The organism is Streptomyces vulcanius (genome assembly GCF_042653945.1).
GTDB lineage: Bacteria > Actinomycetota > Actinomycetes > Streptomycetales > Streptomycetaceae > Streptomyces > Streptomyces mangrovi.
The window spans coordinates 198,019-223,663 of sequence record NZ_JBHSFK010000008.1; the positions used below are offsets into that span (position 1 = coordinate 198,019).

Genomic DNA, 25,645 nt, shown 5'->3' on the forward strand with positions numbered 1-25,645 from the left:
CTTGCTACTTCGCCGCGGGCGCCCAGAGGGCGGCCACGATCTCCATCTGCTTGAGAACCAGGTCGACCGCCTCGCGCTCCTCCTCCGGCGGGTAGTCGAACATCGCCAGCACGCGGCGGATGCGGGTCCGGAGCTTCGCCCGGACGGGTTCGCGGGAGAGCCAGTCGACGGAGAGGTTCTTCTGGATGTCTTTGACGAGGGCACGAGCGATCTTGGCGAGGGTGTCGTCGCCGCCCTCCATCGCCTCTGCCATGTCGCGGTGTGCGACGGCGTCGTAGAAGGCCAACTCGGCGTGGGTCAACGGCGGGTCGAACCGCTCGCCGCGGCGGGCCTCCGCCGACACCTCCCGTGCCAGGGCAGCGAGTTCGGCGATGACCTGGGCGCTGGTGAGCTGCTGGAGCATGTACCGCTTCATCAGGTCGTTCAGGCGCTCGGTGAAGCTCTCGTTGCGGACGACGTTGTGCTTGGTCACTTCGCGCATCTTCTGCTGGATCATGCGGCGCAGGGCCTCGGTGACCAGGTGGGGGGTCTCGGAGTTCTCCAACTTCCGCAGTTGAGCCTCGTTGAGGCGGGTGATGTCCAGCCGGCCGATCCCGGCCTCCGCGTACAGGTCGGTGATCTCGTCCGCGTCGACGACCGAGGCTGCTAGTGCTTGCAGGTAACGCTGGACCTCGGCACTGAGCGGCTCCCCGCTCGCCTCACGCTGGGCGGCGTCGAGCTTGATCATCCAGGCTCGAACCTCGCTGAAGAAGGAGATGTCACGACGCCAGTCGTCCAGGTCCTCGCAACGCTCGGCGATCTCCTTGCTCATCGCGCAGACTCGGTAGAAACGGTCCAGCCGGGCCGCGCTGTCCTTGAAGCGGACGGAGAGCGGCTTGGCGGGAGGCACGACCTTGTTGCCCGGGTTCTTCGGGTCACGAAGGAAGTCGGCGGTCAGGCGCAGCGCGCGCTTGCGGGAGTCGGGGCGGCCGGTGTCGGCCAGCCACTCCTTCCAACGGCTCCCGGCCAGAAGCCCCTTGATGGTGGCGATCTCGTTCTTGACCTCGGTGACAGCCCGCTCGATGTCCGCGCCGAGGGTCTGGTCCTTGCGGTCCTGGTCTGAGTACTCGCGCAGGGCCTTGGTGAGGTTGTCGGTGAGCGGCGCGTAGCCGACGAGCAGGCCGTCCTGCTTGCCGCGGAAACGGCGGTTGACGCGGGCGAGCGCCTGCATCAGGTTGGCGCCCTGCATCGGGCGGTCCATGTACAGGGTGTGGATGGGCGGGGCGTCGTAGCCGGTGAGCAGCATCGAGTGGACGATGAGCAGTTCCAGCTCGTCATCGGGGTCCTTGGCGCGCTTCTGGACGACCTTCTGCTGGGACTTGCGCAGCGAGTGCTTGCGCATGTGCTCGGGGTCGGAGCGGTCGCCGTGGAAGACGATCTTCATGACGCCCTTGTCGACCTCGTCGCTGACCCAGCCGGGCCGCCGCTTGGCCAGCGCGTCGAAGACCCGTACGCAGATCTCACGGGTCGCGCACACGATCATCGCCTTGCCCGGGGCGCCGATGTCGGGCTTGACCAGCTCGCGGCGCTGCTCCCAGTGGGCGATCAGGTCGTCGGCGAGCTTCGCTATGCGGTCCTCGGAGCCGTAGATGGTGTTCATCGTCGTGGCGTACTGGATGGCGCGGCGGCGTTCAGCGTCGTCCATGCCCTCGGTGAGCGTGTTGGCCTGCTCGTCGAGCGTGTTCGGGTCGACACCCTTGGGCAGGTCGACCTTGATGACACGCGGCTCGTGGAAGACGCGGACCGTGGCCCCGTCGTCTACGGCGCGCTTCAGGTCGTAGATGTCGATGTACTCGCCGAAGACGGCACGGGTGTCAGCCTCGGCCTTCGAGATCGGCGTACCGGTGAAGGCGAGCAGAGTGGCGTACGGCAGGGCGTCGCGCAGGTGGCGAGCGTAGCCGTCGAGGCTGTCGTAGTGCGAGCGGTGCGCCTCGTCGACGATCACCAGGATGTTGCGGCGCTCGGAGAGTAGCGGGTGCGACTTGCCGGCGTCCTTCTCCTCCTTGCTCAGGCCGAACTTCTGGAGGGTGGTGAAGACGATCCCGCCGACGTTGCGCCGCGTCAGCTCGGTACGCAGCTCCTCGCGCGTGTCGATCTGGTGAGCTTTCGCCTCCAGCAGGGACTCGCTGTCGAGGAAGGTGTCGTAGAGCTGGTCGTCGAGGTCGTTGCGGTCGGTGATGACGACGATGGTGGGGTTGTTGAGCGCCGGGTGGCGGAGAACGAGCGCGGCCGTCTCCACCATCTCCTCCGACTTGCCCGCGCCCTGGGTGTGCCAGACGACGCCGGCCTGACCGTTCGTCCGCGACGCCTCGACGACGGCGTCCACCGCCTTGTTCACCGCGAAGTACTGATGCGGCTTCGCGATGCGCTTGCCGGAGAGCGGCTCGCCCGGCTTGGGCGGGGGAAAGTTGACGAAGTTGCGGGTGAGGGAGAGGAACCGCTCCTGCGTGAAAAGGCCGTGCAGGGCCAGGTTCAGCGCGTCGAGGCCGTCGTAGCCAGGTTCGTTAGTGTCGACGCGCTCACCCTCGTGGTCGACGTTCCAGGGCGCGAAGTGCTCGTACGGCGTGAATGCTGTGCCGTATTTGGCGGTTATGCCGTCCGAGACCAGGCAGAGGACGTTGTAGCGGAACGCGGTCGGGAACTCCCAGATGTACGTCTGGAGTTGGGCGTGCGCCGACTTGAGGGTCGCGTTCTCGTCGGAGGCGCTCTTGAGCTCGACGACGGCGAGGGGGAGGCCGTTGACGTACAGGACGATGTCGAAACGGCGGTGGCTGCCGTCGGTGTCCCTGACCGTGACCTGGTTGACGGCGAGGTAGCTGTTCGCGTCGGGGTCCGTGAAGTCGACGAGGCGGACGGTGGGGGTTTGCTCGGCGCCGAACTCGTCGGTGTAGGTGAGGCGAATGCCGGTGGTCAGGTACTCGTGGGCCTGCTTGTTCTCCGGGTACGCCTCGCGGGAGGTGGGGTCGGTGGCAATGCGGAGGGCTTCGTGGACGGCGGCGGAGGTCAGCTCCGGGTTCAGCTTCTCGATGGCTGCCTGGAGCTCGTCGTGGAGAATCAGGTCGTCCCAGTCGCGACGGTGGCCGGTGCCGGGGGCGAGGTCTTTGCCGGGCTTAGTTTCCCAGGCGAGTTGGGCGAGTTCGTCCAGGGCAAGGTGCTCCCAGGTGGACTCGGTCATTTTGGCGTCGAGGTGGGCGGGGGTGTGGGGGGTAGCGTGCTTATCGTTACCTTCGCTGCCGCTGGTCATACGGCGTCCTCCACGATTTTTTCGGCGTCGCGGACTCGGAGCTTGCCTGACATCAGTTGAGGGAGGAGGTTGTCGCGGAGGGCGGCTAGGGTGCGGGATTCATGCATCCCCTGCGTCGTACGCGCATCGAGTGGAGCGAGTTCCGCTCCGATCTTTTCCAACTCTTGCGAGGAGGGCTGCACAACAGGGACAGCAGCCAAAATCGAGGTGTTCAAATTCGGCATTGTGGCCCCTACGGAGTGCTGAACGATCCAGTCCTGCACTTCCGACTCACCCAAGTATTGACTCATGAAGAGCGATTCCGCAGGACTACCACTCAATCGAACCCTAAGACATCCAGTTCCGCACAGCCAGCCAGATTCATACTCCCTGACTAGAGCTCGACGCTTAACGTCCCCACGGCGAGAATAGACAATATCCCCGACCAGCAAGGAATACTTGGAAAGCCGCCGCGCATCACTGGCCGTAACGCGCGCAATTCCATCTTCAGCGATCACATTGTCACCGATATTTTGGGGCATCACACTAGGCGTCCCGGATTCGACATATTCAGACGCATGCAGTTGACTACCGAACGGTCCAGTCTGGATTCCGCCACCGTTTTCGGCACACAATCTACCAAGCGTCGTCCGTCGCACATTCGGCCCGGCAGGAGCGCCGTCAGCCGTTAGGGACGTGACGCCCAGGGACCTCCAGAGCGCCTTCATTTGCGCTCTAGCCAGCTCGCCTGCGGCCTCCGCGATGCTCTCGTTGACCCCGATCTTGTCGTCCAGCGCCCCAAGTACGGCCGCAATGGACCTCTGTTCTCTCAGAGGGGGTGTGACGACTGGGACGGCACCGAGAATCTTGGTGTTCAGATTCGGCATAGTCGCGCCGACCGCATGTTGCTTAATCCACTGCCGCACATTGGGGTGCCCTAGGTAATAGGAGAGATACGCCGAGTGAATATCGCTACCCGGCCTGATCCGTAGACATCCTGTCCCACAAAGCCAGCCTTCCTGTTCTGGACGAACCAAGGCTCGTCGTTCCACGTCACCTCGACGCGAGTAAACGATGTCACCAGCCTCAAGGAGATAACGGGAAAGCCTCAAAGAATCCTCAAGAGTGATGCGCGCAATGGAGTCCTCCCGGATTACATTGTCCCCGATATCTTGAGGCATCACGCTGGGAACTCCAATCGGAACATAGTCCGAGGCGTGGAGTTGACTACCGAAGGGGCCGGTTTGGATATTTCCGCCGCCACGCCCACAAATGTTCGCAAGCGTCGACTGCTCCCAAGAGGTTGGTACACCAGCGACAATCATTTCAGCCACCGATCTTCCCCAACTGCTCCCGCACCACTGCATCCAACCGAGCCGACTCGTCCAACTGCTCAAACAGCTCCTTCGTCAGCCGAGCGATCCGCTCCCCCACCGGCTCCGCGTCCGGATCCTCCTCGACCTCTGCCGCCCCCACGTACCGCCCCGGCGTCAGCACATAGTCGTGCTTCTCGACCTCCTCCAGCGTCGCGCTGTAGCAGTAGCCCGGGACGTCCTCGTATGAAAGGCCCGTGCCCTTCGCCGACTTGGTGCCCCGCCACGCGTGATACGTGTCGGAGATCTTCTCCAGGTCTTCCTCCGTGAGAATCCGTTCCGTGCGGTCGACCATCGTGCCCATCGCGCGCGCGTCGATGAACAGCACCCTGCTCCGCCGGTCCTCCAGCGCCTTCGTGCCCTGCGGCCCCTTGTCCTTCGTCAGGAACCACAGGCACGCCGGGATCGCCGTCGTACGGAACAGGTTGCCCGGCAGCGCGATCATGCAGGAGACCAGGTCCGCCTCGACCATCGCCGCGCGGATCTCGCCCTCGCCCGACTGCTTGGACGACATCGAGCCGTTCGACAGGACCACGCCCGCGCTGCCCCGGTCCCCCAGCTTGGACACGATGTGCTGGAGCCACGCGTAGTTGGCGTTCGACTGCGGCGGAACCCCATACCTCCACCGCCTGTCGTCCGACTTCCTCGCCCAATCGGACATGTTGAACGGCGGGTTGGCCATCACGAAGTCGGCCTTCAAATCAGGCAACTTGTCGTCCGCGAACGTGTCCGCCCAGCGGTCTCCGACTCCCTTCGGGTCCATGCCGTGAATGGCAAGGTTCATCTTGGCCAGGCGCCAGGTGCGCTCGTTGGCCTCCTGGCCGTAGACCGCGATGTCGTGCGTGTGGTCCTTGCCGCGCCGCTTCGCGACGAACTTGCCGCTCTGCACGAACATGCCACCCGAGCCGCACGCTGGGTCGTACACCCGCCCCTCGTACGGCTCCAGGACCTCGACGATCAGACGGACCACGCTCGCCGGCGTGTAGAACTCGCCGGCCCGCTTGCCCTCCGCCCGCGCGAAGCGCTCCAGGAAGTACTCGTACGTCTCGCCCAGCACGTCCTGCGCCGGGCGGTCGCCATGCCCCGTGAAGCGCGCGTCGCTGATGAGGTCGACGAGTTCCTTCAGGCGCTTCTGGTCGACGTTGTCGCGGTTAAAGATCTTCGGGAGGACGCCGGTGAGGGTCTTGTTCGCCTTCATCACCTCGTCCATGGCCTCGTCGAGGAGCTTGCCGACGCCGCCCTCCGCGCTGGCCGCGTTCTCCGAGATGTAGTCCCAGCGGGCGGTCGGGGGCACCCAGAAGACGTTCTTCTCCGTGTACTCGTCCTTCTCCTCCAGGAAGGCCGCCCGGCGGTGCTCGGGGATCTGGGCCAGCTCGGGGTCGGCGGCCAGCTCCTCGCGGCGTTCGGTGAAGGCGTCGGAGACGTACTTCAGGAAGACCAGGCCGAGCACGAACTCCTTGTACTGGGCGGCGTCCATGGAGCCGCGGAGCTTGTCCGCAGCCTTCCACAGGATGTCCTGGATCTCCTTGGTGCTGGAGACACTGAGCAGTTCGCCCTGTCCGGCGGCTGCCGCAGCTCGCTTGCGGGGAGGCATCGTTCCTTCTTCCGGCTCGTCGGTGGATGGGTGTGGATGGGTTACGTGCGGTTGATGGTTCGGGTTTCGTCGAGGGTGAGGGTGCCGTCGGCCAGGCCCGCGATCGTCAGACTGCGCGCCTCGGCGAGGGCGTCGGACTGGGCGCGCAGCAGGCGTTCCCGGCGGTCGGTCTCGGCCAGCAGGGCGTCGAAGCGCAGGACCTCGTCCGGGTCGAGGTCTGGGAGCTGGTAGTCCTCGATACGGCGGGCCGGGCGTACGGCGCTGGGACTGCGGGCGATGCCACGGGCCGCGCCGAGCAGGGCCGCCAGGACCCGGGGGGTGAGTGGGCGGGTGGCGTCGGCGTTGACGCGGAGCACGCGGGCCGGGAACGCGACGACCGAGAAGCCGTCGTGGTCGACGTACACGCCTAGGCGGGGCACGAGGGTGTAGACGACGTCACCGGGCTCGGTGAGCGCCGCCCGTTCGTACGCCGTCGCGAGCAGCAGACGGTCGATGCGGCGGTCGCCCACGGTTCGTTCGCCGGTGATCTCCTCGGGCCCCAGGACGTTGTGGTGGCCGTCCCTGGTGAGGTGCTTCCCGTCAATACGGTGGCCGGGGAGGCGGGTCACCCTGCGCGCGGTGATCAGCTTGCCGAGCGTGGTACGCCTGGGCAGGCGACCGACCCTGCGCTGTATTGCCCCTCGGTAGGGGCCCCGCTCGCCCTCGTACACCCGGGTGTCCTCCGTCGCGCGTTCCAGGCGGGCCTCGGCCTCGGCGATCAGGGCGGGGCGTTCGGTGACCTTGTCGGACCAGATCGCGGAGGCGGGTGGCGCAGGTGGGGTCAGGGGACCACCGAAGGCCCGGTCAAGGTCGGCGACGGGGACCACACGGCCGTAGCGCGGGTCGTGCCCGTCGAGCCCTCGGAAGCCCTCTGCCCGCCAGAGGAGGACGTCCTCGGCGAGCCGCATGCACACACCCGGCGTGAGCTGCTCCGAGCTGATGTCGGCCAGTAAGACCTTGCCCTCCGTCGCCGGGACGGGACCGCGCGTGAGCGTCCACAGCGCGGGACGGTAGCCGGGGCGGAAGGGCAGAACCCCGCCGGGAAGCGCGATGACCGACTCGACAATGTGCTCGCGCAGGAGGGCCGAGCGGAGCTGGGCGGCCTCCGTGCTCTTCAGTTCGTCGACGAGCGCGTCGGCCGGTCCGAGGACGAGGGCCGTGCAGCCGGGGCGGAGGAGGTAGGCGACACGTTCGAGTTGCGTCAGGACGACGGCTACCGAGCGGTCCTCGCCGGGGCGGTACGGGAGCTGGGTGACGACGATGTCCGGGTCCGCGAAGCGTTCCTCCAGGTCGGGGCCGGTCTGGACGTCGAGGTCGAGTTCGCCGACGCCCGCCAGCAGGAGGCGGCGGCGGGTGATGCGGGTGAGCCGGTCGTCGGGGTCGGCGGCGAGGACTGTGACGCGGTCGCGGTCCTCCGTGTCGTCGAGGAGTGTGGCGAGCAGGTCGCCGGCGCGGGCGTGCGGGTCGGCGAGGGTGAGGGACTCGCCTTGCTCAAGGCGGACGCGGAGGTCGGTGAGCTGGGTGAGCAGCCTCCGCAGCTCCGGGGTGACCGCGTCGGCGGCGAGGGAGTCCAGTCCAAGCCGGGAGCGGGCGGCGAGCAGCCACTCGTACGCGCCGCGCTCGTCGTAGGCGGACTCGATCAGGTCCTCGGCGAGGCGGGCGAGCGGGGCCGCCGTAGCGTCGATCGCGCGAAGCTCGCGGAGTACGAAATCGTCCTCGGCGTCGATCCGTTCGGCTCGGCGCAGCAGCGCGGACCAGAGGGCCTCGTCCGCTTCGGCGTCGGGCGGGGAGGTTGGCGAGGCGTTCGCGCCGTCGTCGGCCAGTGGCCGGCCGTCGAGCCGGCGCAGGCACAGCAGGCTGCCCAGCGTCTCGACCAGCTGCCACGGCGTGAAGTGGTCCCGCAGTGCGATGATGCCGAAAAGGGCCAGCTCAGATCGGAGCTCCTGCGGGGCGGCGTTGCCCAGGCCGGAGGCGATCAGCCAGTCCGTCACCTGTGCGCCGTCGAACAGGGGGCGTCCCGAGTTCTCGGACACCGCGGCGGGGAAGTCCGGGTGGCGTCGGCGCCAGGTGGACACGACAGGGCGCTTCACCCGGGCGAACGTCGCGATGTCGGACATCGACACCAGGAGGGGCAGCGGTGCTGGGGAGCGGAGTGCCGGGTTCGGCAGACCAGTGACCACGGTGCGCATCCCTCCCCCCCCCCCCGCTCATCTATCGTCACATCAGCCGCTTCGGCCATCAGGCCGGGCCTTGTCTTGCGTCACGGCTCCGCTTACAGCGGATTCTCGCCTGACGCCACAAGACGATACGCCGCCCCCGCTACGCGAGTGCACCTTCGTTTGATAATGGCGGTTATCAGACCTAGACACAGAGTCGCCCCATCGAGCTGCCTCGTTCGGCTGGGTGATTCACATCCGAAGTGCCACTGTCCCCAATAGATGCGCCAGAATGACGGATCAGTTTCCCGACTGAACAGCACTGAGGGGGTGGCAGCGGGAAATGGTTGAGCACAGCCGCGGTCCGTCTTGCCGAAAAGGGCTCACTGCGCGGCGCACCCACCGGCCAGCGGTGTTCAGCTGCTCTCGGTCCGATGGTTGAGCGCATGGTTGCCGTCGGCGGGAAGGGGCAAGCACCGGAGCTCGTGGACGGACCGGGCTGGAGCCGCCCCGGACTGGACGTCGCTGCGGGCCGTTATCCGCTCTCGGTGGAGCGGCATGTGGCGCGCATGGTCGATCACCTGGTCCCCGGGGTGACCACGCAGACGCCGCACGGGCGTTACTACGCACTGCACGGGCTGATCGCGGCGCAAGCCGACGGGGAGGACCTGACGGTCCCGGCCGCCCAGACTCTGCTGCGCCGCGCGGAAGTGGCCTTGGCCGCCGTGTCGTTCGCGCATCATCCACAGGCTCTGGACTGGCTGCCGCGTGCTCATGGGGTCGATGCCCTTGCCCGGCGGCTGCACTCCGGGGCGGTCACCACGTCTGAAGCCGAGGTCCCGGGCAAGGACGGGTACGTGGGCAACTCATGGGGGTTCTGGGCACCGTACGCCGGATCCGAGGTCGCGCTCGGCATCCTCGGTGCGGGCCCCATGCCGGTTCCCGGCCCGCGGCTTGAGACCGCGGCACTACGAGCCGGACTGGGCGGGCTGCTCGAACTGGCCGCCGAGGACACGCTGAACGTGGATGATCTCGCCTCTTTCGGGGACCGGCTGTGCGTGTGCGTGGGCGGTGAGCATCCTGACGGGGCGTGGCTGGCGAACCTCATGTGTGAGCCCGGTGCACCGGCCGAAGCAGGCTCCCGCTCGGCAACACGACGACAGACGATTCAACTTCTGGCTCGTGTGGTCTCCACACATCCCGTCCGATATTTCACCCGCGACATCGGCCATGTGCTCGCTTTCGGCGACTTCCTGACCACCGATCCCGTGACCAGCGGCATCGACGCGGCCGGCGCCTGGCGCGGAGTGGTGCTGCGTAACTACTCCGTCGGAGCCTGGCGCCGCCTGTGGTCCTGGCTCGTGGAGCAGGTCGACGGGCTGGTACCGATCGAGGACGTGGCCGACCGCTTCGCCGCGGAGCTTCCCGACATGACGGTGGACGCGTTCCTGTCCTCTCTGCCCGCGACGCAGAACACGGCCGGAGCACCGTTGCCCGCTGAGCACGACCTGCGGTGGGCGGGTGATCCCTTGCCCCTCGCCGAACTGCGGGTGCTCGCCACCAATGCCCGTCGGGTGGACGAACTCACCGGTCGGGTCCGGGACGCGTTCCTCGGCCAGCGCGGTGTCGAGCTCAGCCCGGAATGGGTTCAGCGGCGGCTTGACGAAGCGCGGCCCATGAAACTACGCGATGTCGCCCGCCGACTCACCTACGACCTGGTGGCGCGGTCGCAGAGGATCGCGCTGGCCAAGGCCCGCCGACGTACTGACGGCACGCTGTGGTTACCGACCCGGCTGCACGAACGGGGCGGGCTGCTGTACCGGACAAGCCAGGAGGGGCGCGGTGACGTCGGGCTACGGCTGGACCAGCTCGGGACCGTCCTGGCCACCTGCGGCGTACTGCATTACCACGACCAGCACTGGTCAGTGACCAGTAGCGGGAGGGCTCTCGTTGACTGAGACCGCACCGGCACCGGTCGTGGTGGAGCCACCAACCGCGTTCGCCTCTCCGCTGACCCTCATCCTCGACGAGGAGCGCACGGGCGGGCGGAACCTGGAAGAAGCACTCTTCCTCAGCTTCACCGCCGATCTCGGCTTCTTCGAGGAGGTCACCCTCGGCGTCACCCAGGCCACCGGCGCACGCGTCACCGTGGCGGGAGATGTCTCCATGGCCCGGAACGATCCCCGCTCCGTCCGGCGGGCCGGCCGGAGCTACCTCGCCGGACTGGCATACGCCCACGGTGCCGCGTTCCATCCCAAGCTGATCGTCCTCGCCGGACCGGAACACGCCATCATCGCCCTCGGCTCCGGCAACACCACGCTGGCCGGCTGGCAGGCCAACGCCGAACTGTGGACAGTTCTGCGGGTGGACGGCGAGCAGAGTCCCACCGCGGTTCCGGAGCTGTCGGCATGGCTGCGTGACCTCCCGGAAAAGGTGAGGTTCTCCGCCGGAGTGCCACAGGCGCTGGGTCGGGTCGCAGCACTGCTGGACCGGCTCCACCGAGACAGGACACCCACGGCGTCACAGGTCCGCGTCGTCAGCAGTCTGCGTTCGCCGATCATCGATCAGCTGCCGCAGGGACCCGTCGACGAACTGGCCGTGTTCGCGCCCTTCTACGACCGGCGCTCGATGGCACTGCGGCGGCTGCTCGAACGCTTCCGTCCGAGCCGGTTCACCCTCGCCTACCAGCCGGGGCTCAGCGATCTCGACGGTCCGTCGGTCGCCGCCCTGGTGAAGGAGTACGACGGACGTGTCATCAGCGACAACGACCAGCGGTACCGCCACGGGAAACTCGTCGAGTGGGTCTCCGAGGGGCAGCGGTGGGCCCTGACCGGCAGCCCGAACCTTTCCGCTGCGGCCCTGCTGCTTTCCCAGGGCGAGGGCGGCAACTGCGAACTCGGCGTCATCGCCCCCATTCCCGCCACCCTCCTCCCGGACGGCACCGACGAGCCCGCCGCCCGGCTGCACACGGCCCCGCCCCTTGCCCGCCCCATCGCCAGCAGTGGGCCGCTGCTGCTCGGTGCCCTACGCGTACCGGACGGCCTGGAGATCAGCGTGGCCCGGCCTCTCTCCGACACCGCTCACCTGGAGTTGTCTCAGGCGGCAGCACCGCCGGAGGCATGGGAGCGCATCGCCGAAATCCCGCCCGGACAGGCCACGCTGACGGTGACGGCTCCGGCGGATGCGGGCAGCCGTGTGCGCCTGGTCGTAGTCGACAGCGACGGCGTACCAAGTTTCGGCAACATCGTGTTCGTCGTCGACCCTGACCGGGCCCTGTGCCGAATGACCCCGGCCCAGTCCCAGGCCCCCACGACACGGCCACCCGACCTGTTCGCCAATCCCCGGCTCGCCGAACGATTCCTGGGCGACCTGGAAACCCTCCGTACGGGACTGATCCCCACCCCAGCGGGCGTATCCGCGAGCAGCAGCACTGGCGGTGGGGTCGCTACGGCCCCGCTGGACGGCGACGAGGACGGCTGGGAGCGCTACCTGGACGAATGCGCCGGACGCGTCGGACACCCGCTCACTCGCTTCGCGCTGGGGCTCCCCCTGCCCACCGACACCAGCACACCCTTTCAGGACCTGCTGCCCGTCTCCTGGGACGAGCGGTTCACCGACGACATCGAAGCCGCCCTCGACGAGGACGACGCCGAGGCCGTGGCAGCAGAGGACGACCCCGAGGCAGCCAGTGCCGAAGCGAGCAGTGCCACCACCCTGCCCGACCTCCGGCAGGCCGACCAGGAAGTCCGCCGTAGATACCGGCGCTGGGTGGAGCGCCTCGTCGCCCTCGCTCCCCATCTGGGCCCTCCGGAGCGCATGCTCGTCGTCCGGCTGACCCTGTGGACCGTCGCGGCAGGCGCCTGGCCTCCGGCACACACCGACTGGCTGCCGCTGCTCTCCCAGGCCGTGCGCGCACTGAACCGAAACGATCTCCCCGAGCGGATCGAGCCCCAGGTCGGCAGCCTCGCCGCAGTCGCCCTCGCCGTGCTCCGAAGCCACGCCCCACGCTACGAGATCACGCCCGAGACCATCGCCTTCAACGAAGCCTCCCAGGCAGTCGGCCACCTGCTTCCCGCGGTGGACTCCGCGTACGTCGCGGAATACACGGCGCTGCTCGACACAGCCTTCGGCCCGGCCGTCGACCAGGCCGCCGTGCTCGATGTCGCGTCGGACGTCGTCCAGGACGATCCCCTCGCTGACGCCGTATGGTCCCTTGCCGAGAAGGGGCGCGACGTACACCGCCACGGACGACTCCTGCTCCATGTCACCGGCCGCTTCAGCAACCCCGCGCTGGTGGCACTCGAAGCAGTCGGCGCCGCCGAGGATGCGCCCTTGGTCGGGGCCTGGGCCGACTCGGGCTCGGACTCCGGCGGCGGAGCCTGGGCGCTGGTCGTCTGGCGTCGGCCCGACCTCATCGTGGTCGATGCCCGCCGGCCGATTCCCCTCTGGCGGCATTACCGGCTCACCGGACTGGTAGGCCCCAGAGCCCTCGCCGCACAGCGCGGCTTCGAATCCGCCGCCTCCGTACCCCACGGCCCCCGCAACCGGCCCTTCGAACTGGCTCACCAAGTTCTGTCGGACCTCGGCCTGGTCGGACCCCGTCTACCACAATGTGAGCCATAGCCTGGGGAGTTTCTACATGTCCATCGCGGAAGATCCGCGTCACGGACACCCGATCACCGCGCACTCACGAGCAGTCGAGGCCAAGCTGCGCGCGGCATCGGCAGCGGTGTGCATGTCGATGCCGCGGCTCAGCAGCGACACCGCCTGCGTTCAAATCCCGGCGTGCAGGTGGGCCGCCCAGAGGTAGGGGGACTTGGGATAGCGATCACGGACCTTGCGCACAGTGTGGTGCAGAGCACGGGCCGCCGCATCCGTGTCGAGGCCACCATGCTGGTCGGTGACCCCGCCGAGCTCAGCATAGAAGTCAGCTGCCATATACGAGGCCACCTCGTCGTTTATCTCCCAGAGGGTGCCGATGACGTGGGGAAAACCCGCGAGCTGAAAGGCCGATGTGAGATGGATGGCCTCGTCGATCAGCTCCACGGATTCCATGAACGCTGTTCGGCACGCTGACAGGTAGGCCAGCTGGGCCGAGTCCATCTTCATTCCTGCAAGGCTCGCTACCGTGAGCGGATCACGTTCGTGGTCGTGCAGAAGCAACAGGCTCTGGGACGGGTCGTCGGGGTCGTGGGCACCGTGGCACGCGAAATGAACGATCCCGGAATCGGAGAGGGCCTTCAGGACCCGAGCCTTGGTCGGTCGTGTCTCCGGCCCGGGGACGGTCATGCCGTCAGCTTCTGCACCCGGCGCCATGAGGAGCGTCGGCTCGGGCAGCAGGCCGCACAGCAGGGCGGCTTCTTCCGAGACGTGGTCCAGGCGGCCTTGAACGCCCGGAGTTGTGGGCATAGCCACGATCAGTGACCGGCTCACGGACGGCGCGGAGGTGCGACGACGGCGCGCGTGGTGCAGTGCGCGGATAGTGGTGGTGTACGAGGAGACGACACGGTCCATGACTGTCGGCGGTTCCCCGTCTCTCAAGTCCGCCCGGAGCGGCTCGGAGTGATGGCCGGCAGCGTGCAGAGGTAGCAGTGAGAGGAGCCCGCCAGGTGCCCACCAGACGCGGGGCCACGACTGTCCGGGAGAGGGCTCACCGGTGAAACCGAGGCTACGCAAGACCGGTTCGGCCGCCGCGTCCCACAGCCACTCCAAGACAGCGTGAAGCGTCGCCTGCGCCTCTTTTCGAGTGAGGGGCGTCGTGCGCGGATCCGTAACGGTTTCCAGGGCCCTGTGGAAGGTCTGTATCTGGTCGATGACGAGGTCGTACGTGAGGTCGGGCAGGTTCAGGGACTCGATTCCATCGGACGTCAACAGCAGTGCGTCGCTGCGGTAGTGGCTGACGTTGAAGCTCACCACCGGGCCGGAGGTGGCTTGTGCCAGGAGCTCGCTAACGGCGGGTGGACGAGCGAAGCTGGCGAATCCGTCCTGCGTTCGGATGTTGTCCAGCGTGGCCTGAAGTTGGTTGGCGCGGCTGCGTCGTTGTTCCTCGGCGTCGACCGCACGTACGGCGGAGCTGGCTTGCTTCTCGGGCTCCGTGGGTGCGGCCTTTTCCATCGGCCGGTCGAGCTCGTCTCGAAGTACCTCGAAGCGATGGGCCAGCTCGGGATGGCACTCGCGAAGCTCAGCGAGGTCGCTCCGCATGTCCAGCGCCTGACTATGGAGGACGCTGCGGCCCACCTCAATCAACTGCAGTGCCCGCACTGCCCGATCGGCGGGTGTGCCTTCGTGAGAAGCAAGAGCCAGTGCCGCAGCGTCTCCGGCCAGCCCGGACCACTTACCCATGGCGTGCTGCTGGTCACCACGGCTCAGCCGGCGGTCTGCCACTTCGGGCAGCAGGTGTACGGCACCGGCCAGGAGATCGGCTGCGAGATCAGGCTCCGGCCGTCCAGTCATTGAGGCCGCTGCCTGAGCGGCCCGAATCCGAATGGAGGGCCTGGACCCGTCGGCTCGCGCGCCTTCCATGTGGGCGGCCAGGGCGCGATCAAAGTCGTGTCGCGAGTGAGTCCGCTGATACCGGCGATGCAGGGCAGTCCCGAGCTGGAACAGGTAGTCGGCGCGCTCTGGATGTTCCGCGGGCGAGATATCGAGCGCGGCCTGGCACACAACCACCGCGTCATCGAGATCCGCTATCGACCCGGTCTTCTCGAACCTGACGGTCAGCACACCTCCCAGCATGGACAAGTACCTCGGGCGCTCAGGGTGGTGGGACGGGACGGTGGCGGTCGCATCGTGTCCCGCCGCGACCGCGCCATCCAGGTCCTCAAATCCTCCAGTGCGCTGAAAGCGGGCGTGCAGGGCGGTGCACAGATTCGCGAGGAAACGAGGGCGGTCAGGACTGCTTGCATCCACAATGCCGAGGACATCGCGGTTCCTTCGGATCACCTCGTCGAGATCTTGAGGGTCCCCGTTCCGTTCGTAACGTTGCAACAACACTGCGCCGAGATTGGACAGCATCGCCGCCAAGGCGGAGTGTTCACGGGGTGCCGTCTTCACAGCTTCGCGCGCGAACTCGATCGCGGCGTCCAAGTCCGACAACGCCCCGGTGTGCTTGAACCGAGTCCACAGCATCAGACCGACGTTGGACAGGCGGGTCGGCCGGTCGACGTGACCGTCCGCGGTGGCCTGAGCGGAAGCGCGACTGGCGCTGATCGCCTCGTCCAGGTCGGCCATATGGCCAGTGCATTCGAAACGCTGCCCGAGAGAGATGGCCAGGTTGTTGAGGACCGCGTTGAACTCGGTCTGGTGCGGGGTGATTTCCCGGGAGGCAGCGCGGTTCATCTCGATCGCCGTATCGAGGTCAGATCTGTTGCCGCCGAGGCGATATCGCGCCAGGAGAGCTTGCCCCAGGCCGGAGAGACGAAGCCCACGAGCCCGGTGCCCCGGTGGGAGCATGTCCAGAGCTTCCCGGAACGCAATAACAGATCGGCCCAAATACGCTGTTTCACCAGTGCGTTGGAATCGAGTCAGCGTAACGGTGCCGAGCCCGGACAGGAACATGGAGCGCGCAGGATGTTCCTCGGGAGCCGCCTCGACTGCGGCCTGGCAGCACTCGATCGCGTTGTCCAGATCCGCCAGCGCGCCGGTGCTTTCATATCGGCCGTGCCAGGCGGTCCCCAGATTGTGAAGAACTCCCGCCTTCCCGTGGTCCTCGGTACAGAGGTCTGAGGCTTCCTGGAAGGCTTCGATCGCCGCGTCCAAGTCCGACAGGATGCCGCTCTCGGTGAACCTGGTCTTCAGCGCGGTACCCAGGTTGTTGAGCCCGCCAGCCCTGCCGACAGCGGAGCCCACAGAAGCTTGGACTGCCAATCGGCCGGTCTCGATCGCATCGTCCAGGTCCGCCGCCGCACCTGTATGACTGAAGCGCGTCATCAGCACACCTGACAAGTTGGACAGCATGCCCGGCTGTTTCGGATGCCCTGTTGCCGTGCTTTCCACTGCGCCCAGGGCCGCGTCGATCGCCGCGTCCAGATCCGCCAGTTCGCCACCCGCGTCGAAGTGGGAACTTAGGATGACGGAAAGATTGGAGAGCGTTTCCGCGTACTCGCTTTTTCCACGGGGAATAGCGGCCGCGATACGGCGCAGGAGATCGGTCACTCTTGCGCGCAAAGCCGGGCTCGGCGAAGCACTCATCCCTTGCTGGATCCTCCAGACGAAGCCGAGCGCGCGCTGGGCCACATCTGGAAGGAGTTCGTCCGGCAGATCCTCCTCATCTGCGCCGAACACGAAGCAGGGCGTGAACTTCGCGACGGCTTCCTCTCTGTCCCGCTGCCCAGCCCCTTCGGGAAGTGCCTTGTACCTGGAGACATGCAACCAACCGAGGAGGTAGTAACCTTCCAGGTCGGACTCGTCATCGTGGAGTATCGAGGCAAGCTGACGGGCTTCGACCAGTGCTTCCGGCTCCAGCACCACCCGAGGGTCTTGTTCGCGGGCGAGCCGGTCCAGCCGTAACTCCACTACGGCAATGCGCTTCTCCACTTCGCTTTTCCTTGCGAAATCCTGCTCACGCCCCTGCATAAACCGTCCTGTCACTTCCCGATCTCCGTCTCCGGTAGATCTGATTGCCGCACCGCCCAGGACTGCCGAGGCGAGTCTCTGAATTCCACGGAGCTCACGAAGCCGGTTCCGTCGCAGGCGCCGGGCTGCTCAGCCGTCGCATGACCGCGCCACCGAGCGGAGGGCCCATCGGCTGTTCCTCGATGCGCAGCTTGTCGGCCAGGTCCGTCAGGTGAAGGCGCACGGATGCCTCCAGCAGCGTGGCGTAGGTGTCCGAGGCAGTACGGAGGCGACGTGCCGAAATGACCACCAGCGTGGCGGCGAGCGGCACCGCGGGCCACCACCACCAGGTCAGGGGCAGATAGAGCAGGGCCCAGCCACTGAGGACGGCAACTCGCGTCAACGCGGCGCGGGCTCTGCCGATCTCGCCGCGTATCTCTTCCGGCAGCACGAGCCAGAGGTGTGGCCAGAGGACAAGGAGATTGACATGTACGTCTCGGTCCAGCCGAACAGCAGTGGCGTGGATCCGGTCACCACTCCAGGTCGGCCGTTCAGGCCGCTCCACGGAGATACGTTCGCACTTGTGGGCAGCACGGTGGCGCTCCCGGGGCCTGGGACGGTCGGCTGGCCGCGGAGCGCGTTCCAGTAGCCGTAGGGCTTCGTACTCAGCCCGTGCCGCGTCCCAGCGACGCTGTCGGCGTGCCACGTGACGCTCGGCCAACTCGCCGAACAACCACGGCCATGTGCCCCAGTCGGCAGCCAGGGCCACACGCTCGACAACGGAGCCGAGGGACTGGGCGGCCAGACCGGCGGCAGCCGCACCGGCCAGGATGGCAGCGAGCAGCACGACCTGGCCGCCTACCGTGGTCACCTGGGGAGCCCGGGCAGTGTCCGAGATCGCGTGAGTGAGCCGCCCCACGTCCAGCGCGGCGCTCTGCCCAAGGGTGTGTCCGGTTGCGGCGACTGCCAGGTAGAGCGCGCCGGGGAGTACGAGGAGGGTCAGCCACCGCTCGGCCAGCTTCTTGCTGAGTTCACTGAGCAGCCCTCCCACTACGGGAGCCTCTCTCGGATCAGCGCCGTCTCGCCGGGAGCGAACTGGCAGCGTGGCACGTCGTCGTCCACTTCCTGACCGGATCGACCGATGCACAGCTGCAAGGGGCACCGGTACACAACGTCCAGATCAGCAACACCGGCCGGCATCGCGCTGCGGCCCGCACCCCCATACACCCCGGACGGGTCGCCTGCGCGTCGAACCGCTGCATGCAAGGCGTCCAGAAGGGCAGTGAGCGAGACGTCATCCGCGGGCGGCATGCCGACTGCGGATTCGACAGCACGCAAGGCGGCGTCGTCCTCGTCAAGCAGCGCGGCGAGTTCGTCCCGATGCCCACACACGTACGACAGCGCCTTGGCGATCCTCAGGCCGCCTACTTCCACCTGGCTCGCCATACAGAACTCCGCCCCCTGCGCCTTGTTGATCCACCAGGCTGCCATTCTTGCTCCAAATGTGCAGGTGCACGCGCGGGTTCGACCAACTCCCTCGGGCAGAGCCGAGAGGCGTCGAGGTCTTTGAGTGGACAGTTCAGCCGATCTCCTCTGCGCGAGCGATGCGTAGGCGGCGGTGTACCACGCGCCACGCTGCCGCTGGCGACGCACCGCATCGGGCAAATTCACCTTCGTAACGCGACGTGCTGAAGCAACCGTCATGCCGTCACCCCGCCACTTGGGAGAAATCCGGGAGAAGATCTTCTCCCAGAGCCCCCGCGACACCACTCGAGACCAACCGCCACCAACCCTCTGACCTGGACTTATACCCTTCGCGGCAGGTGGGCAACATGATCGAACCTCATTCGGGACGAAGAGGTCGTGGGTTCAAATCCCGCCACCCCGACAGAGAAGTACCAGCTGAGGGACCTCCCGAATTCGGGAGGTCCCTCAGCTGTTTCGTCTGCGTGTCTAACTGCGTGACTATCGATTCCTGAGTGTTTGGCGCGTGCCTACGGCTGCTGCTCGGTGGATCCGAAGATGCCGTCCATGACCACGGCGTCAGTCTGGATCACGGGCCGGATCTGCTTCCGGTAGACCTCCTCAGTCACGGCCGTACCAGAGTGGCCGACAAGCCGGGAGATCTCTTCCAGCGGAACGCCCCGGTCGGAGAGCAGCGACACGAAACGGTGCCGGAGGGCGTCAAGGTCGTTCGTACAGTGGCGCGCTCCACCTTGACGCCCTGAACCACGCCCGCTCCACGGTGTGTGGGTCGACGGCGGACGGGATGGAAGCCGGGGAGAGTGGGGCAGAGGAGAGCACGTCATCAGCAGGCAGACCGTGTCTGTACCAGGTACAACCTGCCTAGCAATGAACGGAACAATTCAGCCGAGGCTCGGGCGGGTATGCCCTTGGCGCCGACCTCGCAGAGCTTCCAGGAGCGCTCCCAGGGCAAACGACTGGACCAAAGCACTGATGACGACCCCACTGACCAGGTACCAGACGGGCGCATCCATACCCCAAACCGCCCCGACGACCCCGGCTGCCAGTAAGGAGGTGGGGGCGGTGAGAAGGAAGGGCCATATCCCAACGATTCCGGGATCCGAAACAAGCGCAGCAGTCACTTCGAACACGACGGACGCACCGACGAGCCCTAGATAGACAGCAGAAGCAACATTGGCGAAGGTCAGACGTACCAAGGTACGAGCGTTCAACGAGTGCCCCCAGAGATGTGATGTGGTGCTCTCCATGCTCCTGACGGGACCGTGACTCCAGCATGAGTATCCATACTCACTTCGGTGCGCTTCGGCTCCAGTAGGCACTCAGAGCGACGGGCAATCGCGTCGGCTCGTCAAGACCGCGTGCGGCCACTGACATCAGCGACTGAAACCGGCCCCCGATCCGCACCAGCTCATGAACGGTCGTACAGCAGCGACGTACAGCAACTCCAGTAACCGTCCCAGCCCGGCAACATCCTCGAAAGGCCGTAGCGCGGCCGGTATGACCGTTCGTGACCGCTCTACATAGAGCTACGGATCAGAAGGCTTCTGACATTCACGGCTGACATCAACGACGCCGGACGAAGGTGTACACCAGCACCCCTGTCCAGCTGTCGCACCCGTCGACGACGGCCTCCGGGGCGGGTTCGGATCGAACTCCTCAAAGCGGGTGTATGCGAACGTGTAAGAGGTCCCGGCGTGTGGGAGGCGCCGTGTCATCATCGGGCGATGCTGGCTGAGGAGGACGCGCGCCAACTGGTGCTTGCCGAGATCGCCGTACGGGGCCACGTCGAGTACAACCTTCAGATCCTGCGCGTAGAAGCCTTGCCATTCGGGTGGATCTTCTACGGGGGGGCAGCCTGGGACGGCTAGAGCGGACAGCGCCCTCGGTTGGGAAAATGCGCGGTTGATCCGAACTACCACCAGCGTCCCCGTGGCCCGGCAGATCGCCGACTACGAACGCCGGCGACTACGCGAACAAACCCCGGCGAACAAGCACGGACGCCTGCGGACCATCGACACAGGTAGGAAGCCGGCCCTGATCCGTTGTACGGCTGCCTCCTGGGAGAAATCCGGGAGGAGATGAGGTACTCACTCGTCTGCCGCGTGATGTGCGATCAGCGCGCCTGGGACGAGCCATCCATGTGGCCCATGCGCCCATGCTCCCATCCATCAATCGCCGCCTGCTCGGCTACGCGATGGGGTGCCGGACACGAACGCCGACCTGGTCGTCGCCGACCTGTACATGGCCGTCGCGACCCGCGGCGCGGACGTCCGCGGCGTGATCTTCCACAGCGACTGCGGCAGCGAGTACGCGTCGCGGAAGTTCCGCCGGGCCTGCCGGAAGCTGGGCGTCACCCAGTCCGTGGGCCGGGTCGGCTCGTGCTTCGACAACGCCGTCAGCGAGGCGTTCAACAGCGTGCTCAAGTCGAATACGCCCACCGGCCACCTTGTACGTCCTCCTCGCAAGCACGAGCCTGTCCGCAGAACAGCACCGGTGTGGACGGCGGTTGTCCACGTCCCAGGGAAGGCTCAGCCTTCTGCGGGCCGGTCGTGAACAAGATCATGCTTCGCAACCCTGGAACCATCCCAGGCGTATTGGCGTGCAGACATGGGGGAGCGCCTGGGATGCCGTGCCCCATCGGGACAGGCCTGCACGGGCCGCCAAAAGGATACGAGTACGGACTGCATGGATTCGATCCACGACGATGTAGCGGAGTTCGCGTTACTGCTGACGCGTCTGAAGGAGCGCACCGACCGCAGCTACGCGGCACTGGCCCGTCGACTGGACGTGCACGCCTCCACCCTGCACCGCTACTGCTCCGGAGAAGCAGTCCCGCAGGACTTCGCTGGAATCGAGCGGTTCGCCGCACTCTGCGGCGCCTCTCCCGAAGAACGCACGGAGCTGCACCGCCGGTGGATCATGGCCGCCGCCGCGCGGCGACGACCACGCCCATCCGATACCGGGCAGGCACCAGCGCCCCACACCACCACGGCATCGATCGCCCCCGCAAGCGATGCCGCATCGGCCTTCTCTGCGAGCGGCAGCAGCCCGGCCGTGGAGGCGCCCAGGCCAATCGCACAGGCCAACCGGCGCCCCGAGCCAACCTCACCGCCCTGGCCGCGGCTTCACGGCGGGCGCCCCCGACGACAACCCGTGCGGTCGATGGCACTGGCGGCCTCGCTCCTCGCCGCGCTCCTCGGCCTCACCTCATCCGCCGCCGGACCCCCCTCCGCGTCGGCCACACACAACGGCAACCTCCAGCCGAACCAGGCAAGCGCCGACCCGGCCCCACCGGTGGCCCCCCTCACCTGGACCGCCAATTCGCACACACTCGGACTCAGCGGTTGCGGCGAAGCCTACGTCGTCGCCAAGCCACCGCGGCAGGTCCCGCCGCCGCCGCACCCGGAGGACATCGCAGCGTGGGTCGCCTCCCAGCAGGCGGTGCACGGGGGCGCCACCGGCGTGCGGATCACGGTGCAGGGACGCGGCTCCGCCGCCGTCGTCCTGGAGGCCCTGCACGTGCGCGTGGTCAACCGCGTCACCCCCGCCGCCGGCCGGGGCAGCGTCTACTCCTTGAGCGACGGCTGCGGCGCCGGCATCACCCCCCGCTTCTTCTCCGTGAACCTCGACGCGCACCAGCCCCTGGCCCGTTCGATGCCCGGCGACAACGCGGCGGGCACGCCGATCCCCGCGATCGACTTCCCCTACCGGGTGTCCCTACAGGAGCCCGAAGTCCTGGTGGTCTCCGCGCTCAACGAGTCCTGCACCTGCGACTGGTACCTCGACCTCGACTGGTCCTCACAAGGCCGCACCGGCAGGGTCCGCATCGACGACCACGGCCGCCCCTTCCGCACCACCAGCACCAAAGGACTGCCGGGCTACCGGTACGACCGCATCTATTACCACCCCGGCCGCTGGGTCCCGATCCCCGCCGCCAACCTGGCGGCAACCGGCGACTGACGAAGCAACAGGTCACGCAGCCCGCCCGGCAGCACAACCGGCGGGATCGGGGCCTTGTCCGGCCCCGCCGGAGATGGAATCCGGGCGAGGCCGGGTAGGGGCCGCGTACCTCGCGCCAAACCCCGTTACGGCGGCCACCCCCAGCACCCCGGGCACCACCAACATGGCACCATCCTGCGCCTGCGCGGCCGGCCCACTCCTCCCCCTCGACGCTGTCGGCGGTGGCCTCGCCGGTATCCGGCTGCTGCTCCACGCCCGCCTCCACCCTGCCGGGCGACCGCCCTCGGCCCACCCCACCCCACCAGCGGGCCACACTCCGCAGCTGCCGCCAAGTTGCACCCACTACCACCGGCCCGGCCCCACTCCCAGGATCAGGGGACGGCCACAAGGCCGTTGGGCGACGTACCGCTCGGGGCCAGGAACGGGGGCCGGACCCGTCAGCTGCCGGCCCTGCGGGAGGAGACCCCTCCCCACTGCCGGTCCCACCCCCGGCCGAAGCCGGAAGCGGACCAGGCGGAGCGGCTGCGTCGTCAGCGGGCGCTCGTGGTGCGGATGTCGGTGACGTCGCCGAACACCGGCTCCAGCTCCACGACGAGGTTGGTCCTCACCGTCGGCGACTCCCCGCCGCCGAAGGCGTGGGTGACGACGATCTCACGGCTGTTGCGCCCCTCGCTCACCGTCCAGTCCACCGGGACGTTCTGGGCGCGCAGGACACCGTCCACCTTGTTCTTCTTCTCCCATGACTCCAGCCGCTTGGCGAAGGCAGGCGTCAGGTAGTGCGCGCGCAGCGCCTTGACCAGCGCGGCGTCCGGGCCCACGGCGTCGTCCTTCGCGTCGACGTACGCGCCGTAGAAGTCGGCGACCTGCGTCACCGAGTCACCAGTCCTGCCACTGACCGACCGCACTGCGGCGGACGCCTTCGCGGACGCCTTCGCGGGGGCGATGCTGGTGGTGCGGATGTCGGTGATGTCGCCGGTCGGCTCCTGCTTCACGACGAGCCTGGTCGTCGTCGTCGGCGACTCCCCGCCACCGAAGGTCAGGGTGACGACGACCTCGAGGCCGTTGCCGCCCTCGCTCACAGTCCACTGCACCGGGACGTTCTGGGCGCGCAGGACACCGTCCACCTTGTTCTTCTTCTCCCATGTCTCCAGCCGCTTGGCGAAGGCAGGCGTCAGGTAGTGCGCGCGCAGCGCCTTGACCAGCGCGGCGTCCGGGCCCACGGCGTCGTCCTTCGCGTCGACGTACGCGCCGTAGAAGTCGGCGACCTGGGTCACCACGTCACCGTTGAAGCCACTGACCGACCGCAGGGCGGCGGACGCCTTCGCGGATGCCTTGGTGGGGGCGGGGACGGCGGCCTGTACCGCCGCCTGCGTCGACGCACCGAGCCCGACGGCCAGGACGAGACCGGCGGCGAAGGCCGCACGGCGGCCCGGACGACGACGTGTGTGGGTGTTCCTGCTCATGTCGTTTCTTCCTTCTTGGTCAGTGGTCCGTAGGGGGTCGCTCCCGGCCCGCGCCGGCTCTCCCAACAGGAGCCGGCGTGTCCCCGCCCCCAAGGTCGCGGGGCGGCGGGCTCCGCAGGACGCCGAACGCCGCACGTCGGGCACCCGGGCACACAGATGCCCGGTACGCAGGCACAAGGCGGGAGTCGTCACCAGGCTGCTACCGGGGCCCTCGAACCACCCCGGCCGGTGCGACACCCACAGCTTCTAAGGCACCGAGGACCCACCGCAACCACCACCGCCCAACCCGCGACGACGCAACCGTCCCACCCACCCTGAGCTGCGCAGACAAGCACTGCCTGAGATGCCGTCCTGGGATGCGGAGACGACCCCGTGCCGTCTCGGCCGGCCCTTGGACACCGCCGACACAGCACAGAACCGCGATCCCATCCATTCCCGCTCCCAGCCCTTCCCGCCGCGGCCAGGGCCACCGACCGCCCACTCAGGTGGGTCGCGTCCCGAGTGAGTGTCCAACTGTGTGACAACGCAGGCGAACAGCGGCGGACAAGCGCGGCCGTCTGTGGACCACCGCCGCGTGGAATGCCAGGTCAGGCCCGGTGCTGAGGGATCAGCGCCGGGCCTGACCTGTTGTGCGGGTCCGTTTTGGGTGCCCATGGGGAGACGGCTTCGGGACCTTGCGCAGTGTGTCGGTTGTCAGGCGGGGGGCTCGGTCGGATGGGAAGCGTTCGTCGGTGGGTGTTTGTCGGTGTCGTTGGTCGTGGTCCAGCTGGACAGCAGGTTCAGGGCGTCCTGTGATCGTGACGCGGGCTCGGGTGTGTAGGTGAGGAGGAACTGGCTGGGGTCCGCCCCGAGGGGGAAGGTCTCGAACGGCAGGTCGAGGTCGCCGACGACCGGGTGGTGAAGGCGCTTCATGCCCGTGGTGTGGATCCGGACGTTGTGGGCGGCCCAGCGGCGACGGAAGTCGGCGCTGCGGGTGGACAGTTCACCGACCAGGTCCGTCAGCCGCCGGTCGTAGGCATCGCGGCCGGCCTCGGCGCGCAGCATGGCGACCGTGTCGTTGGCGACCTCGTCCCAGTCGCGGAAGAACTCGGTCGCGTGCGGGTCGAGGAAGACGAACCGGGCGTTGTTCGGTGGCCGCACGGGGTCCGCGTAGACCGGGGAGAACAGCGCCCGCCCGAGGGGGTTGGCGGCCAGGATGTCCAGGCGTCCGCCGAGGACGAACGCGGGTGTGCCGGTCATAGAGTCGAGGACGCGCCGTACCGCGGGCCGGACGCGCTGCTGGGCGGGCCGGCGGCGAGGGGGACGGGTCGGGCCGGCGCCGCGCAGGAGGTCGAGCAGGTGCGCGCGCTCGGCCTCGTCGAGCCGCAGCGCTTGCGCGATGCCGTCGATGACGCTCTCGGAGACTCCGGTGGCGTTGCCGCGCTCCAGCCGGGTGTAGTACTCGCTGGAGATGCCCGCGAGCAGGGCGACCTCCTCGCGGCGCAGTCCGGTGACGCGTCGGCGGTCTCCGCCGTACACGGGCAGCCCGGCCTGCTCGGGAGTGACCCTGGCCCGTCGCGTGCCCAGGAATTCCCGGATCTCCGCGCGGAAATCGCCACGGATGTCGCGATGAGGGATGGATGGGTCATTTCCGCCTGCCATGCGCTCCACTCTACGAGCGCTTCCCGCCGGCTGGGGGTCCCTCTCAGTGACCCCCTCATCAGGGACTCCCACCCTCCCGTGACAACCGTTTCTGTAGATGGTGCACGGAGAAACAAACA

Annotated in this window: 15 protein-coding genes; 5 read left to right on the plus strand and 10 right to left on the minus strand. The window is 67.6% G+C overall.

Annotated features, from left to right (window positions below):
- Positions 1–4: 4 nt before the first annotated feature.
- The 4 genes from ACFPIH_RS14730 to ACFPIH_RS14745 all read right to left on the minus strand — a co-directional run bounded on the left by ACFPIH_RS14730 (position 5) and on the right by ACFPIH_RS14745 (position 8,457).
- Positions 5–3,214, minus strand: coding sequence for a type I restriction endonuclease subunit R (locus ACFPIH_RS14730; RefSeq protein ID WP_381171825.1), 3,210 nt, complete (start codon positions 3,212–3,214; stop codon positions 5–7).
- Positions 3,215–3,279: 65 nt separating this feature from the next.
- Entirely contained in the window at positions 3,280–4,587 is a 1,308-nt protein-coding gene (locus ACFPIH_RS14735; protein ID WP_381172106.1) for a restriction endonuclease subunit S, read from the minus strand.
- Between the two features lies 1 nt (position 4,588).
- Positions 4,589–6,229: a class I SAM-dependent DNA methyltransferase gene (locus tag ACFPIH_RS14740; protein WP_381171827.1), complete on the minus strand. Its 1,641-nt coding sequence runs from the start codon at positions 6,227–6,229 to the stop codon at positions 4,589–4,591.
- A 41-nt stretch (positions 6,230–6,270) separates the two neighbouring features.
- Positions 6,271–8,457, minus strand: a complete 2,187-nt coding sequence (locus ACFPIH_RS14745) for a hypothetical protein (protein WP_381171829.1) — start codon at positions 8,455–8,457, stop codon at positions 6,271–6,273.
- Positions 8,458–8,870: 413 nt separating this feature from the next.
- Here ACFPIH_RS14745 and ACFPIH_RS14750 point away from each other — a divergent pair, with 413 nt between their 5' ends.
- The gene (locus ACFPIH_RS14750) at positions 8,871–10,382 is read left to right on the plus strand and encodes a hypothetical protein (protein WP_381171831.1); all 1,512 of its coding nucleotides are present in this window, start codon (positions 8,871–8,873) and stop codon (positions 10,380–10,382) included.
- A complete protein-coding gene (locus tag ACFPIH_RS14755) occupies positions 10,375–13,047 on the plus strand; it encodes a hypothetical protein (protein ID WP_381171833.1) in 2,673 nt (890 codons plus the stop codon). The genes ACFPIH_RS14750 and ACFPIH_RS14755 overlap by 8 nt, the downstream gene beginning before the upstream one ends.
- 150 nt (positions 13,048–13,197) lie before the next feature.
- On the opposite strand, the gene ACFPIH_RS14760 is transcribed toward ACFPIH_RS14755, so the two are convergent.
- The 4 genes from ACFPIH_RS14760 to ACFPIH_RS14775 all read right to left on the minus strand — a co-directional run bounded on the left by ACFPIH_RS14760 (position 13,198) and on the right by ACFPIH_RS14775 (position 19,709).
- Positions 13,198–16,959 (minus strand): CHAT domain-containing protein, encoded by a 3,762-nt coding sequence (locus ACFPIH_RS14760; RefSeq protein WP_381171835.1) that lies wholly within the window; start codon positions 16,957–16,959, stop codon positions 13,198–13,200.
- 133 nt (positions 16,960–17,092) lie between these two features.
- Positions 17,093–18,028, minus strand: coding sequence for a hypothetical protein (locus ACFPIH_RS14765; RefSeq protein ID WP_381171837.1), 936 nt, complete (start codon positions 18,026–18,028; stop codon positions 17,093–17,095).
- Positions 18,028–18,468, minus strand: coding sequence for a hypothetical protein (locus tag ACFPIH_RS14770; RefSeq protein ID WP_381171839.1), 441 nt, complete (start codon positions 18,466–18,468; stop codon positions 18,028–18,030). The genes ACFPIH_RS14765 and ACFPIH_RS14770 overlap by 1 nt, the downstream gene beginning before the upstream one ends.
- Positions 18,469–19,343: 875 nt before the next feature.
- A complete protein-coding gene (locus ACFPIH_RS14775; protein ID WP_381171841.1) occupies positions 19,344–19,709 on the minus strand; it encodes an SCO4225 family membrane protein in 366 nt (121 codons plus the stop codon).
- A gap of 477 nt (positions 19,710–20,186) precedes the next feature.
- Here ACFPIH_RS14775 and ACFPIH_RS14780 point away from each other — a divergent pair, with 477 nt between their 5' ends.
- From ACFPIH_RS14780 to ACFPIH_RS14790, 3 genes are all read left to right on the plus strand, one after another.
- Positions 20,187–20,330 carry a hypothetical protein gene (locus ACFPIH_RS14780; protein WP_381171843.1) on the plus strand — a complete coding sequence of 48 codons (144 nt, stop codon included), beginning with the start codon at positions 20,187–20,189 and terminating at the stop codon, positions 20,328–20,330.
- A 331-nt stretch (positions 20,331–20,661) separates the two neighbouring features.
- Entirely contained in the window at positions 20,662–21,015 is a 354-nt protein-coding gene (locus tag ACFPIH_RS14785) for a DDE-type integrase/transposase/recombinase (protein ID WP_381171845.1), read from the plus strand.
- A gap of 132 nt (positions 21,016–21,147) precedes the next feature.
- Positions 21,148–22,422 carry a helix-turn-helix domain-containing protein gene (locus tag ACFPIH_RS14790; protein WP_381171847.1) on the plus strand — a complete coding sequence of 425 codons (1,275 nt, stop codon included), beginning with the start codon at positions 21,148–21,150 and terminating at the stop codon, positions 22,420–22,422.
- A gap of 530 nt (positions 22,423–22,952) precedes the next feature.
- Here ACFPIH_RS14790 and ACFPIH_RS14795 read toward each other — a convergent pair.
- The gene (locus tag ACFPIH_RS14795) at positions 22,953–23,885 is read right to left on the minus strand and encodes a hypothetical protein (RefSeq protein ID WP_381171849.1); all 933 of its coding nucleotides are present in this window, start codon (positions 23,883–23,885) and stop codon (positions 22,953–22,955) included.
- Positions 23,886–24,578: 693 nt separating this feature from the next.
- A complete protein-coding gene (locus ACFPIH_RS14800) occupies positions 24,579–25,526 on the minus strand; it encodes a helix-turn-helix transcriptional regulator (protein ID WP_381171851.1) in 948 nt (315 codons plus the stop codon).
- Positions 25,527–25,645 lie beyond the last annotated feature (119 nt).

Bases quoted from the DNA above. Each gene is read 5' to 3' on its own strand.
- ACFPIH_RS14745 (WP_381171829.1), bottom strand. From the start codon at position 8,457: ATGCGCACCGTGGTCACTGGTCTGCCGAACCCGGCACTCCGCTCCCCA.
- ACFPIH_RS14780 (WP_381171843.1), top strand. From the start codon at position 20,187: ATGCTGGCTGAGGAGGACGCGCGCCAACTGGTGCTTGCCGAGATCGCC.
- ACFPIH_RS14795 (WP_381171849.1), bottom strand. From the start codon at position 23,885: ATGAGCAGGAACACCCACACACGTCGTCGTCCGGGCCGCCGTGCGGCC.
- ACFPIH_RS14750 (WP_381171831.1), top strand. From the start codon at position 8,871: ATGGTTGCCGTCGGCGGGAAGGGGCAAGCACCGGAGCTCGTGGACGGA.
- ACFPIH_RS14740 (WP_381171827.1), bottom strand. From the start codon at position 6,229: ATGCCTCCCCGCAAGCGAGCTGCGGCAGCCGCCGGACAGGGCGAACTG.
- ACFPIH_RS14800 (WP_381171851.1), bottom strand. From the start codon at position 25,526: ATGGCAGGCGGAAATGACCCATCCATCCCTCATCGCGACATCCGTGGC.
- ACFPIH_RS14730 (WP_381171825.1), bottom strand. From the start codon at position 3,214: ATGACCGAGTCCACCTGGGAGCACCTTGCCCTGGACGAACTCGCCCAA.
- ACFPIH_RS14735 (WP_381172106.1), bottom strand. From the start codon at position 4,587: ATGATTGTCGCTGGTGTACCAACCTCTTGGGAGCAGTCGACGCTTGCG.
- ACFPIH_RS14775 (WP_381171841.1), bottom strand. From the start codon at position 19,709: ATGGAGAGCACCACATCACATCTCTGGGGGCACTCGTTGAACGCTCGT.
- ACFPIH_RS14790 (WP_381171847.1), top strand. From the start codon at position 21,148: ATGGATTCGATCCACGACGATGTAGCGGAGTTCGCGTTACTGCTGACG.
- ACFPIH_RS14770 (WP_381171839.1), bottom strand. From the start codon at position 18,468: ATGGCAGCCTGGTGGATCAACAAGGCGCAGGGGGCGGAGTTCTGTATG.